The sequence below is a fragment of the Mucilaginibacter sp. 320_HR genome, from assembly GCF_059691875.1.
Window position 1 is genome coordinate 51,652 of the sequence record NZ_JCAWAI010000003.1, and the last position, 13,653, is coordinate 65,304.

Consider the following 13,653-nt stretch of genomic DNA (forward strand, 5'->3'; position numbering starts at 1 on the left):
AGCTTATCAAGTATTCTTATCAACACTCCTGCTAAGCAATTCCTTACTAATAGCATTAAGTACCTTCCTCTTTTTAAGTTCTTTAGCTTTGCGCTGTTTAGCAGCTTCGGCCCGCAACAGGGCACTCTCTGTGTTATTTTGCTGATAGTATTTGCAAAAAAACGTTAGCGGACAAATCTCGCACTTAGGCGTGCGGGCCACACAAACGTAGCGCCCATGCAATATAAGCCAGTGGTGTGCTACCCCAAGGGTTTCTTTGGGCAGGTATTCCATCAACTGCTTTTCTACCGCCAGCGGCGTAGTAGCTTTTGTGGTAAGCCCAATACGGTTGGCCACCCGAAATACGTGCGTATCCACGGCAATGGCAGGTGCATCAAATACTACGGACGTGATCACGTTAGCTGTTTTGCGCCCTACCCCAGGCAGCATCTGTAAATCGTCATGCCCGGCAGGTACTTCGCCGCCAAACTTTTCCACCAGCATTTTACCGAGGCCGGCCAGGTGCTTGGCCTTGTTGTTAGGATAGCTCACGCTGCGGATGTAGTTGAAGATCTCATCAGCGTCCGATGCAGCCAGTGCAGCAGCATCCGGAAAGCGCTGGAACAAGGCCGGCGTGATCTGGTTGATGCGCTTGTCTGTACATTGGGCAGACAGCACCACCGCCACCAGCAACTGGTACGGATTGTTATAATGCAGCTCGGTAACAGCATTAGGCTGGTGTTCCTTAAAGTATTCTACAAAATGGCGATAGCGTTCGGCTTTTAACATGATTATCTAAGCGTTACCAGGCATAATAAAGCCTGTAAATAACGGCTACAAAAGTCTTTAATTATAAGGTGGCGGACAAGGGTAAAGTAAATGATTTTACAAGCCTGCCGTAAACGAAAGCTCTACCCGGTAAGTGGCAAATTTATTTGATGGCTCAGCATGTTACAAAACTAGAAAGGTTCATGAACCATGCCGGTGGCTCGCGCCTGCGGTATGATCCATGAACCAGTTCGCTTTGGTTCGCGTTGCTTAATTAACTAACGCAGGCTCCTCGAGTGATCCAGGATGGCATGAATGGTCTGCAGTTTGGGCTTCTTCTTAAGAAGGTCAAGTTCTGCACGGATAGAGTGATAAAATATCACATCGTCCGCCTCCAGGTTGTCCTGTATCTCTGCCTCTTTCATTGGAGCTTTGTTAGTGAACGCATTAATTGTTGTTGTAAAGGTTTCACCCATAAGCTGTGTTTGTTTGAATTATAAAAATAACGATGTTTAATTTAGATTATTTCATCAACATGAAAATTAAATGAAATTTTTTTCACCTATTTAACTACTTGATAATGTTAGCATTTACCGCATAGTCATTGCGTAATTACGACACATCAGAGTGGCATAATTTAACCCGGGCAAATGCGTTACTTTTACACTAACGAAAACAGTTGCCTTTTAATATAATTACAAATTAATAGATTTGAACTTTGTTAAAAACGTTACCATCTAACTCAAATGGCCAAGCTTAACCTGGACAGGCAAGAAAGCGATTTTTTGAACAAGACGATTGCTCATTGGGAAGAGCATCGGATGATAGATGCTGTGAAAGCAGAAGAATTGCGTGCCTCCTATGAGGTAAAAGGCTTCGACTGGATGCGTCTTGCCAAGTACTCCATGTGGGTAGCGCTGTTTTGCGGCGCGATAGCCATCGGGTCGCTTATTGTAGATAAAGCACTGATAGAATGGATAAGCAAGCTGTACGATACTCCTGATATTGTTATTGCTATCATCTCGGGCGCAGCAGCTGCGGGGCTTTTCTTCCTGGGCCGCAAACGGGAGAAACGTTATCCCGAACAGATCTTTAGTAATGAAGCAGTTATTTTCCTCGGTGTTTTTTTTACTGCATGCTGCATAGCATACATGGGTAAAACTTTCGATAATGGCTCGGGCCATTATTCATTATTGTTCCTGTTCTCGGTTATTGTGTATGGCTTCCTGGCCTGGCGTATGAACTCGAGATTGATATGGCTGTTTGCACTGGTTTCTTTGGGCAGCTGGTTCGGCACCGAAACCGGCTATCAAACTAATTGGGCGCTTTACTTTTTAGGTATGAACTACCCATTGCGTTTTGTGTTATTTGGGTTGTTACTGGTGGGTGCCTGCTATATATTAAAGAACAAAAAAGGATTTGCCCGCTTTTGGGAGCTCACCTATGTGGTAGGTATGCTTTACCTGTTTATGTCGTTATGGCTGCTGAGTATATTTGGCAACTACGGCAGTTTGGATGCATGGTGGCAAATACGGCAGATCAGCCTGTTTTATTGGGGAATAATTGCTGCTTCTGTTGCCGGCGGCTTCCTGCTTTATGGATTAAAAACCAAGGATGTTATAGCCCGCGAGTTCGGCGTAACGTTCCTGATCATATCGCTTTACACCAAGTACTTCGAATACCTTTGGGACCATACCGATAAAACGGTGTTCTTTGGTATACTAGGGCTGTCGTTCTGGCTGATAGGCAGGAAGGCGGAAAAGATATGGAACATCAGCACAAAGCAACCGTCCCCGGCAGTTGAGGGCTAGTCTTAATTGAACTTACTGTCACCTACTGTTTCGGTCCAGAGTGTTTCGGCTTGAACTTGAAATTTCTTACCTTAAAATCAACCAACTGTAAATCAGATCTTTAACGTACATTGGCGTACTTTAGCTACTGTTTCGGGTTGTTTCGCTTTATTTTGTATCTATTTGATAATTAGGTATTTATCCAAAATAACTGTTGCGGGTGTTTCGCTTTAGCCAACCGAAACACTTAAGTAGTTTCCCTTACATCCTATTAGATAGCTGAGTTCCGGTTCACCCTTTAGGGGCTAGGAGTCAATGTGCTTTGAAATACACCAGGTATATCTGCTTAAAAATATGGTATGCGGCTAACGCGAAGAATAGAATGGAAATGCCGGTATCTATTATACGTGTGCTCAATTCAAATCTCCGTTGTAAAAACTTAGCGAACCTGGCATATAAGAACAGCGCCAGAAACGCTCCCGCTGCGGAGCCTACGCTAAATATGGCTAATGCCAGCCGGCTCTCTTCTATCCACTCATGAGTGATCAGGTATGTCCCGGTTATCATCCAAAACGGAATCTGCATAGGATTAAGAAAGCCCAGCAGGATGCCGTATTTTATACTGGCGTGCTCTGAGTATGTAGTTTTAGGTGGCTTGTTGCGGTTTAGCCATGTAATGGAGCCCAATGTGGTAAACAGCACTACCATAACCCAGTCGATAAGGGTATCCAGCCGTACCTGTTCCGATAGCCACTTCGCACCCTGCATGATCAGGTAGGTAAAAAAGAACTCGACGCAGGAAAATGCTATAATAAACTGCAGCGCTTGTTTAATGCCACGGTTAATAGTGATTTGTACTAAAGTAAGGTTGATATTGCCCGGCGGAATGTAGCCGATAAAGTTGGCGATGATGCCGATGAAAAAGGTTAGGAATATCATCGCTGGCAAAGATAGATTTACTTATGTAATAATTACATTTAAATACCGCAACTGGCTATTGCAGCGTAACATCGAATTACTCTTTAGTAGGCAAGGTGAACCAAAATTCAGTTCCTTCTCCGAACGTACTTTCAACGCCTATTTCACCATTGTGTTTTTTAATGATCTCCGCGCAGATATAAAGCCCAAGGCCAAGTCCGGAAAACTGATAGCTGCTGTGATCACTGCGGTAATAACGGTCGAAAATGTGCGGCAAGTGCTCCGGCGGAATACCCGGGCCAGTATCCTTAACAGATATCCTTACAGCGTCTTGAAGGCGCTCGGCAGCAATAACGATGTTTGGAGAATCAGGAGCGTATTTAACTGCATTATTCACCAGGTTAACCAAAACCTGATCTATTTGCTGTTCATCAGCATAAACCTCAATATCAAAATCCCCGTTGTAGATTATCTCGTGCTTATCATCTGATCGTATATGGGAGAAGCTATCATCTACCAGTTGAGCGACGGAAAATGTTGTTTTACGTAGCTGCAAATGTCCTTGAGATATCCTGTTACTATTTAGCAGGTCATTTAACAAAGTGGCCAGCTTTTCGAGGCTTTTATTTGCCTGTGCAATCATCTTGTCGAACATTACAGGATTAGGCTTCTCCTTTAAACGCTCGATTATCTGCATGGCCGCTTTCAAACTTGTTACCGGAGTTTTAAGCTCATGACTTGCCACATTTATAAACTCATCTTTTTGCTGAAGCACCCTTCTGCGATTGGTTACATCCATAAATGTCCCCACACCGCCTGTAAGTTCATTTGTCTCCGGATCAACAATAGGCGCGGCGTTAATAGAAATATAAAAACGCTCTCCTACATCGGGCTGCACAGCAATTTCATAGTCAAATACAGGCTTTTTCGTCTGCATCATGATTGACATCGGGTGCTCACTGTCGGGAAGCTCTGTGCCATCTATACGCAGGTTTTTCCAGCTTGCATCATAGTATGTGCGCTGTTTTATCTCGTGCTGCGTTAAACCCAGAATCTTTTGAGCCATAGCGTTGGCATATACCAGCTTACCCGAAAGGTCTATTATACCCACACCTTCGGCCATGGTATCAAGAATATGCTGAAAGTGTTTTTCGCTTGCAACCAGCTGATTATTGCTTTGCTGCAACTGCTCATTTGTGACATCCTGCTTATCAATTTCATCAAGGTTTTTCAGGCGCAATTCAATTTGCTCCATAACAATCCGGGCAATACCTTGTAGGATGGATCGCTCATGAGTGCTGAATGACCTTGGTTTTGTATCAACAATGCAAAGGGTACCAATCCGGTAACCATCATAGGTTATTAAGGGAGCACCGGCATAAAAACGCAGCCCAAAATCGCCGCAAACCAGGGGATTTTGTGCTACAACAGCATCTTCAATAGCATTTTCAACAACAGTTACCTCATCTGTTAATACGGTTAACGAGCAAAAGCTTTCGCCCCGTGGACCGATGGTTGAAGTCATCCCTACTTGCGCCTGAAACGATACTTCTTCGTCATCAACAAAGGATATCATGGCTATAGACACGCCAAATATGTCCGCCATAAGCTGAGCCGTACTTGTAAATGATCGTTCAGCCTCGGTATTGAAAATCCTGTAGCGGCGGAGCGCAATTAACCGTTGCTTTTCATTTTCTGCTATTATGTTCTTTTGAAACGTGTTGTTCATGTACTATTTTTATCACAAATGGCTCCCAAAGCTATTCATTAATCGCCATTTACAGGTATTTGATTGACATATTGTTTGAATAATCTACCAATTAAAACGGGGCATGTTTCTCCTTTTCAGCAGCTGTTTCGGCAACCATTTTGCATATTTGCAGTCGTTTATAAATACACTATGCGTATGTCCTCTAAGAAGATCGTTTCGCTTTTACCTGCCGCTACTGAGATCATCTGTGCCCTTGGCCTTGAACAAGACCTCGTAGGCCGCTCTCACGAGTGCGACTACCCTGAAAGCATAACGTCTTTAACTGTTTGTACCGAAGCTCATATTCCCGAAGGCCTAAGCAGCGCAGCTATTGACAGCAAAGTAAAAGAGATACTCGCTGATGCATTGTCGGTATATGAAGTGAAACGTGAGGTGATAAAAGAACTTGCTCCTGATGTGGTGATTACCCAGGCACAGTGTGAAGTTTGTGCGGTATCATTACCTGAGGTTGAACAGGCGCTAGCAAATTACCTGGACAAACCCACCGAGATAATCTCCCTGCAGCCAAACAGTTTAAATGGCGTGTTTAATGACATCGGATACATAGCACAATCTCTGGATGCAACGGCTGCTGCAACCCAACTGATTGAAGATCTTCAGGAGCGTGTGGACATTATTCGCCATAAGCTAAAATTTATAGAAAATAAACCAACCGTTGCCTGTATAGAGTGGCTGGAGCCCATGATGGTATCCGGTAATTGGATACCTGAACTGGTAAGTATTGCCGGCGGCACACCTGTACTGGCTCAAGCCGGCAAACATTCGCCGTATGTAGAGTGGGCCGATATACAACTTCAAGACCCGGAAGTAATTGTGTTAATGCCTTGCGGGTTTTCCATAGAGCGCACTATGCAGGAAATAGACCTGCTGTTGCAAAAGCCTGGCTTCGCTGATCTGAAAGCTATAAAAAACAACCGCCTTTACATTGCGGATGGCAATCAATATTTTAACCGCCCTGGGCCACGCATTGTAGATACATTGGAAATAGTGGCGGAGATCATCTACCCGAAACAGTTCATATTTGGTTATGAGGGTAGTGGCTGGATTAAATTTGCACTTTAACAACTATTTTAAAAAGTTAAGCTAACATCCTAAATAGATATTTAATTATATTTACGCACCAAGCACCTAAATATAATTAAATGAATCGCCTTGCAATACTGATCGTTGCCTTACTAGTGAATGTAAAAGCTTTCACCAAAGCCGCCGAACCAACAATCAATCCACGCGACCTAACCATAACATGGGAAGTTGTAGATAACAATTACCAGAATAAGCAGCAGGCACTTACCGCAATTACCATTACCAATCATGGCAAGGCCACTTTTCCAGCTAATGGGTGGAAGCTTTACTTTAACTCCTCACGTAACTTTATTGCAGATGCTACCAGCGGCAATGCCCGTGTAGAACAACTTAACGGAGATCTTTACAGCTTTACACCTAACACAAAATTTACGGAGATAAAGCCTAGCGAAAGCGGCAGGATAGAGTTCGTATGCGAATCTATCGTTGTTAACTTTACTGATGCTATAGAGAACCCCTACCTGGTGTGGGATGCAGAACCCGCTAAAGGTTACGCGCTGGGTGATTTCGTAGTGAAATCTTTTAATCCAACCTATCCCGGGCTGATCACGCCTGAAGTACTGTTCAATCAAAATAAGACCATTGAAGATATTCCTTACAATAAGTTGGTAAAGATACTTCCTAGCCCGGTAAGCTACCAGGAAACAGGCGGCAACTTTATTTTAACCCCAGCTGTAGACGTAACTTACGAACCCGGATACAATAGGGAGGCTAACAGCCTGTTTGCAGACCTTACTAAACTCTTCGGCAAACTGGTAACCGGAAAAGGCACAGCCAGCAAAGGGATACTGATTGCTAAAGACGCATCATTGGGTGCGGAAGCTTACAAGCTTAGCATTACTCCCAATAAAGTGACTATAACCGCATCTACCCCAGTCGGGATATTTTACGGAATACAATCCTTTAAGACACTGATACCGCCATCTGCATGGACTAAGCCTGGATCATCAATACAGGTACCCTGCGTTGAAGTAACCGATCAGCCGCGCTTCGGACATCGCGCTGTTATGCTTGATGTTGCCCGGAACTTTCAGAACAAGACGGAAGTGTTGAAGCTGATAGACGGCATGGCGCTTTACAAGCTAAATACACTACACCTGCACCTTACTGATGATGAAGGATGGCGTATTGAGATACCATCTCTGCCGGAGCTTACCGCAATAGGAAGCAAACGCGGGCATACACTGGATAGCAAAACCCATTTACCCCCATCACATGGCTCAGGGCCGGATTTTAGTAACACTGCCGGAACAGGCTTTTACACCAAAGCAGACTACATCGAAATATTAAAGTACGCTACAGACAGGCACATCAATGTGATCCCGGAGATAGAAGCACCCGGTCACGCAAGGGCCGCTATAAAGGCTATGGACGCACGTTACGAGCGGATGCTTGCGGCTGGCGATAAAGCAAGCGCTGAAAAATATCTGCTGCGCGACCTTAACGATAAAAGTCAGTACCGTTCGGTACAGTACTGGAATGATAACGTGATTGACGTTTCGAGGCCATCCACTTATGCCTTTATGGAATCGGTAACCAACGACCTGGTTGCCTTATACAAACAGGCCGGTGCACCCTTAGAAACCATTCATTTTGGCGGTGATGAAGTTCCTGCCGGCGTTTGGGAAAAGTCGCCATCGTGGCTCACGCTTAAAGCATCTCACCCGGAATTGAAAGAAGCACGCGATGTATGGTACTACTTTTACGGGCGCTTAAACGATATGCTGAAAAAACGCGGTCTGGCACTTTCAGGCTGGGAGGAAGTAGGTTTGCTGAAAACAGCTGTAGATGGCCAGAACACTTATGTACCTAATCCTGCCTTCGCCAACGAAGGTATGCGTATGGATGTCTGGAACAACGTACTGGGTGACGGACAGGAGGACCTTGCCTATAAACTGGCAAATGGCGGCTACAAGGTGGTACTTACCTGCGTAACCAACCTTTATTTTGACATGGCCAACTACAAGTCGTTTGATGAACCAGGTTATTACTGGGGAGCTTACTTAGGGATAGATAAATTCTTCTCTTTTATACCTTTCGACTATTTCAAGAACGCCGATGTAGATAAGAATGGCCAGCCTATTAACCGGGCTATTTTTACAGGAAAGCAGCGACTTACCGATTATGGAAAGAGCAATATACTAGGCTTACAGGGGGCGCTCTGGGCCGAAACAGTAAAATCAGGGGAGCGGATGGAATACATGATCTTTCCGAAACTGCTTGCATTGGCCGAACGCGCCTGGGCTAAAGACCCGGAGTGGGCCAACGAAAAAAACCCTGTAAAAAGTAAAGAGCTTTATGAGGACGACTGGAACCATTTTATGAACGTGCTTGGTAAACGCGAACTACCCCGATTAAGCTATTACAGCGGCGGTTTTAATTTCCGGTTACCTAAACCCGGGGTGATCAACCAGGGCGGGCAGTATGTAGCCAATATTCAATACCCAGGCCTTACTATCCGGTACACTACCAACGGCAAAGAGCCGGATGCGAAAAGCAAGATCTATACCGGACCGGTAGATGCTAGCGGAGTGGTAAAGTTCCGCGCGTTTGATGCTAAAGGTCGTGGGGGCAATGTAGCCGAAGCCGGGTCCGAGTCGGCTAAACCAGCGCTATAACTTAAACGATGGCCTGTCAAAACAGGCCATCATTTAAACTACAATTCCATCTTTTTCTGTCCATTGTTAACGCCGGTAATAAATTTACCCAGGCCGCGCATATAGGTCCTCTGGTCGTCATACATAGCCATGTGGCTGCCGTTCTCACAATATAAGTAGGTACCGTTCTGTACTTGTTTGGCTATCCATTCCATGTGCTTTGGGTCCATGGTATCATACTGTGCTCCTATACTCAAGGTTGGCACCGCAAGCTTTGCAATCTCCTTTGTGCGGTCCCAATTGGTTAACTTTCCCGAAATGCCAAACTCACTTGGCCCCTGCATGGTCACGTATAACGATTCGTTTAGCTTGCCCATTGCCCTGCTTATTGGTTCGGGCCACTCTGCCTGCGGCATCCGTACAATGTGCTTTTCGTAAAAGTTGGGTACCAGCAATTGCATATACTCCGGGTTTGCAAAATCCTTTTTAGCTTCTATCTCCCTGATGCGTGCCAGTACTTTCGGGTCAAACTGTTTTGCCAGCACCTCATTGGCATACTTGCCGTAAGCAGGGCAACTTACCATCATGTTTGAAATGATAAGACCTTTAAGGTGCTGCTGGTATTTTAACGCATACTCTGTAGCTAGTATGCCTCCCCATGAGTGCCCCAACAGGTAAAAGTTATTCTTATCTAAATGCAGTGCCTGCCGCACCTGCTCCACCTCTTCCACATAGCGCGGAAGGTCCCACATGGTAGTATCTTTAGGATTATCGGAGTTGCCGCAACCCAACTGGTCGTAATAAATCAACTCTATACCTTTAGCCGGCAGAAAGCTCTCCATGCATTCAAAATACTCATGTGTAGCACCTGGTCCGCCGTTAAGTAGCAGCAGCTTCATGCTTGGGCTGTTACCAAAAGTTTTGGTCCAAACCTTAAACTTTCCTTTGGGAGTATTAATGGTTACCATTCTTATACCGCCGGTTTTTGGCACTGCTGTGGTATCTTTAAAGTATTCCGCAAGTTCAGGTGCTTCGTACTGCTTTGCAGCTGGGCTTGTACAAGAATAGATAGTAACAAGCACACAAGCGGCACCCAGGATAAACAAGTTTTTCAATTTCATGATAATTGGTTGTATATCAAAGCTACGAAAAAGTAAACATCAGATTTAGCAATGAATGGTCGCAGATTAAAGCTCCACTCCTACTCCGGCATAATAATTTCTGGGCGGTGCCGGGTTGTAGTAACGGTTACCTACAGCATTAAGGTCGTTACCTAAGCTATACTTTTCATTCAGCAGATTGTCGGCACCAAAGTAAACCTCTAACCTGCTTTTACCAACTCTATGCGCCCATGAAGCCTTTGCCTGCAATAGGTTATACTTGTTTGCATAAACGGTGTTAGCATCATTAAGCGGAATTTTAGAGGTATAGTTGTGCTGAAAAAACAGCGATAAACTTTGAGGAAGCAAAACCTGTATTGATGATACGATAACCTCACGAGGTACGCCCGTAAGCCTGTTGCCGGAGTAATTGTTGCCGGCAACGTTATAGTCCTTAAAGTTAAAGCGGCTTACGCTAACTGCTGTGCTAAACTGCAGCCCGCGGATGAAACTTACATTGTTTCTGCGGATAAGCCAATCTGTAAAGGACAGTTCCAATCCGGGCTGTTTGGTACCGCCAGCATTGGTGTAGTACTCTGTTTCATCCGGGTTTAGCTGCCGAACAATAGCGTTACTTATACGGTAGTAAAATACCGAAGCATCCAGCAGCATACTTTGGTCCTTATTGCGCAACCGGAAACCTGTTTCGTAGTTCCAGCCGTACTGAGCCTGCAAGTCCGTGTTTACAATATTACTAGTTGGCCGTACCTCCGCCGTTGTAGGTGTAGAATATCCCCGGCTTACAGATGCCCGCCATATAAAGTCGTTAGTGATCTGGTATGAAAGCGCCAGTCTTGGCATTACTTGCGCAGAAAAGTCCCGGTCATTAAAATCGTTCTCTTTCAAGGGAAAACTGTTGCGGAACTTATAGCGATAATAGTTTAAGCTAACAGCAACCTCGGCATGCAAACGTTTGTAAATGTCTGCGGCGTATCGCGCGAAAAAGAAATGCTGATTGGTGTTGATCTTATCCACTCGTTGAGTATCCGCCTTTACGCCTTTGTTGTTGTTGAAATTACTGATGAGTGAATTGGTTTGCTGCCATTCCATGCCCACGTTTAGTTTGCCGCTAAAGTTCTCGCTTGTTTTGCCTGCTAATTCAAAGTAGGTGCGCAAACCGTATGTGTTTTCATTCCGTTCCTCGTAATTGGTGATAAAAGGATTAGCAAAGTCTACATGGTTGCCAAATACCACCAGTACATTTCGTACACCATCGGCTAACTGCGCATCGTTCACCAGGCCGCCCAAAAGCATTTTAGTATTGATGCGTATTCTTTGGTCGATAGCACTTGGAAGAGTAGCAGTGGCAAGCCTTGCCGCACGCGGATTAGCCTGCAGTTGCGCGAGGTTTAGTCCGCCCGGTGTTTGGTAATCGAGGTCGGAGTATAAAGCAGTAGCACGCAGCTCGCTATTTGGTGCATACCGGTAAGCATCCCCTGCTTGCAGGTAGGTGCGGTACATGCGGCTGTTCTTCCGGTATCCGTCATAATGTTGATAGGACTGATTAAAATTGAAACGGTTATTACCGGAGCTTTTTTGCAATGATACCTTTTGGTGGAACAAGCCATAAGAACCACCGTTTATACCTGCCGAAAGATAGCTGCTATCCAGCCGGTTCACAGGGCTGAGCAGTGCCACGCCGCCGCTGTTCGCGCCAAATAAACTACCATCAGGACCTTTAAGTATCTCGATGTGCCTGACATTACTAATGTCAATAGCGTTCAGGTAAGTATTGCCGCCAGCATCAGTTAGCGGTATCTCGTCAAAATAAACCTTTACATCTCTCACACCAAACGGCGACCGTAACAAACTTCCGCGGATGCTTAGCCGGTAACTGCCCGGCGAACGCTCCTCGGCCCGTATTCCCGGTATGGTGTTCAGCGCGGTAACAAACGAATTCTCGGGCTGCAGCTTTAAATGCTGAGCACCCAACACACTTACCGATGCAGGTACACTAAGCACCGGCTGCTCGCTTAAATAACCCTTTACAGTTACAGTTTGCAGCTGCTTTACAGAATCTGTTTTGCCAGGTGCGGTTTTCTGCTGCGCGACAGCAATTATGGAAGAGGACGATATTACCAAAGTAAAAAGTAGATGTTTGTTCATAGTATAGTCAACAAAAATAGCCCTTTATTGGCTAAAGGGCTATTTCACGCAAAATTTCACAAGTATTATTTAGCTGCAACCCGCCAGATGCGGTTGCTTGCATCATCAGCAACCAGCAACGATCCGTCTTTGGCTACGGTAACACCTACCGGCCTGCCATAAACTTCGTTCTTTTCAGCATTAGCCACAAAGCCTGTAAGAAAATCCTCCATCTTTTCACCAGCTGCATTATTGTTAAACGGCAGAAACCCTACTTTATACCCTGATAGTTTAGAGCGGTTCCATGAACCGTGCTGCCCAATAAAAGCACCGCTATTATAGTGGGACGGATACTTCTTGCCATTGTAAAAGGCTAACCCTAAAGATGCAGTATGCGGCCCTAATGAGAAGTCGGGTGTTAGAGTTTTACTCACCATGTCAGGGCGTTTCACTTTCAATCTTGGGTCCTCGTGTTTACCAAAGTATGCCCAAGGCCAGCCATAAAATCCGCCCTCCTTTACTGCGGTAAGGTAATCGGGCACGAGTTCGTCGCCCAGTTCGTCGCGCTCATTAACAACTGTATAAAGCGCATTAGTGCCCGGCTGCAGCGACATGCCCACGGGGTTCCTTAGTCCGCTGGCATAAATACGTTCACCGGTGCCATCAGGGTTAATTTCCAGAATATTAGCGCGACGCTTTTCGTTCTCCATACCCTGATCTGCCACGTTCGTACCCGAACCTACCGAAACAAATATTTTGGTGTTATCAGCATTAGCCAGCAGGTTACGTGTCCAGTGGTTGTTATAGCCGCCGGCAGGTAACGACAAGATCATTTTACCGGGTACTGTTATCTTTGTTTGCCCTTGCTGATATGGGTACTTCCAGATACCGTCCGTATTGGCGACGTAAAAGCTGTTGCCAATTATCAGCATACCATAGGGTTGGTTTAGATGTTCTAAAAACACTGTTTTAATTTCCGGAACACCGTCCCCATCCTTATCACGCAGCAGCGTTATGCGGTTAGCACTTTGCCCGAGGTTCTGAGATTTAGCGACCCCTTTTATTGCAGCGCCTACCTTTTTTATGCCTGTAGCTTCAGTATTTGATTCTGAAACCAATATATCGCCGTTAGGTGCTATGTAAATGTTTCTGGGGTTCCTGAGGCTGTCTGCAAATAGGCTTACGATAAAACCGGCCGGCGCTACCGGCGTTTTACCCGCAGGCCAGCCAATTACTTTACAGTAATTTTTTACAGATTTACTTTGATAAGGGGCTGGTAAATCGACAACCTGCTTTTCAGGCGTGCTTACCCCATCGGCTTTGCTGTGGTTTACTTTTTTATCATTTTGTCCGCAACTAATCAGCGCAGCGGCAATAACCGGAAGGACTTTATATTTCATAAATGTTGGTAGTAGTTGTTTGAAAGACAGAATTAAGCAAGTATTGTGCCCTGTGTAATTTTCAGCTAAACATCTGCTTAAAAAAGTTAAATTTGGAAACAG

Annotated in this window: 10 protein-coding genes; 3 read left to right on the forward strand and 7 right to left on the reverse strand. The window is 45.1% G+C overall.

Annotation, left to right across the window (positions count from 1 at the left end):
• Positions 1-6: 6 nt before the first annotated feature.
• Together nth and AC59GT_RS10845 are read right to left on the reverse strand one after the other, a co-directional pair.
• Positions 7-768, reverse strand: coding sequence for an endonuclease III (nth, locus tag AC59GT_RS10840; RefSeq protein WP_497237645.1), 762 nt, complete (start codon positions 766-768; stop codon positions 7-9).
• A gap of 257 nt (positions 769-1,025) precedes the next feature.
• A complete protein-coding gene (locus tag AC59GT_RS10845; protein WP_117383846.1) occupies positions 1,026-1,223 on the reverse strand; it encodes a hypothetical protein in 198 nt (65 codons plus the stop codon).
• Positions 1,224-1,493: 270 nt separating this feature from the next.
• Between AC59GT_RS10845 and AC59GT_RS10850 the strand changes: the two genes are divergently transcribed.
• Positions 1,494-2,558, forward strand: a complete 1,065-nt coding sequence (locus AC59GT_RS10850; RefSeq protein WP_497237646.1) for a DUF2157 domain-containing protein — start codon at positions 1,494-1,496, stop codon at positions 2,556-2,558.
• A gap of 291 nt (positions 2,559-2,849) precedes the next feature.
• Here AC59GT_RS10850 and AC59GT_RS10855 read toward each other — a convergent pair whose 3' ends face one another.
• Both AC59GT_RS10855 and AC59GT_RS10860 read right to left on the reverse strand, forming a co-directional pair.
• The gene (locus AC59GT_RS10855) at positions 2,850-3,476 is read right to left on the reverse strand and encodes a LysE family translocator (protein ID WP_497237647.1); all 627 of its coding nucleotides are present in this window, start codon (positions 3,474-3,476) and stop codon (positions 2,850-2,852) included.
• Positions 3,477-3,552: 76 nt separating this feature from the next.
• Positions 3,553-5,184, reverse strand: coding sequence for an ATP-binding protein (locus tag AC59GT_RS10860; RefSeq protein WP_497237648.1), 1,632 nt, complete (start codon positions 5,182-5,184; stop codon positions 3,553-3,555).
• 177 nt (positions 5,185-5,361) lie between these two features.
• Here AC59GT_RS10860 and AC59GT_RS10865 point away from each other — a divergent pair, with 177 nt between their 5' ends.
• Together AC59GT_RS10865 and AC59GT_RS10870 are read left to right on the forward strand one after the other, a co-directional pair.
• Positions 5,362-6,288, forward strand: a complete 927-nt coding sequence (locus AC59GT_RS10865; protein ID WP_497237649.1) for a cobalamin-binding protein — start codon at positions 5,362-5,364, stop codon at positions 6,286-6,288.
• Positions 6,289-6,368: 80 nt separating this feature from the next.
• Positions 6,369-8,927 (forward strand): family 20 glycosylhydrolase, encoded by a 2,559-nt coding sequence (locus AC59GT_RS10870; RefSeq protein ID WP_497237650.1) that lies wholly within the window; start codon positions 6,369-6,371, stop codon positions 8,925-8,927.
• A 38-nt stretch (positions 8,928-8,965) separates the two neighbouring features.
• On the opposite strand, the gene AC59GT_RS10875 is transcribed toward AC59GT_RS10870, so the two are convergent.
• The 3 genes from AC59GT_RS10875 to AC59GT_RS10885 all read right to left on the reverse strand — a co-directional run bounded on the left by AC59GT_RS10875 (position 8,966) and on the right by AC59GT_RS10885 (position 13,551).
• The gene (locus tag AC59GT_RS10875) at positions 8,966-10,027 is read right to left on the reverse strand and encodes a proline iminopeptidase-family hydrolase (RefSeq protein WP_497237651.1); all 1,062 of its coding nucleotides are present in this window, start codon (positions 10,025-10,027) and stop codon (positions 8,966-8,968) included.
• Positions 10,028-10,093: 66 nt separating this feature from the next.
• The gene (locus AC59GT_RS10880; RefSeq protein WP_497237652.1) at positions 10,094-12,172 is read right to left on the reverse strand and encodes a TonB-dependent receptor; all 2,079 of its coding nucleotides are present in this window, start codon (positions 12,170-12,172) and stop codon (positions 10,094-10,096) included.
• Positions 12,173-12,237: 65 nt separating this feature from the next.
• Positions 12,238-13,551: a PQQ-dependent sugar dehydrogenase gene (locus AC59GT_RS10885; RefSeq protein WP_497237653.1), complete on the reverse strand. Its 1,314-nt coding sequence runs from the start codon at positions 13,549-13,551 to the stop codon at positions 12,238-12,240.
• Positions 13,552-13,653: the final 102 nt, after the last annotated feature.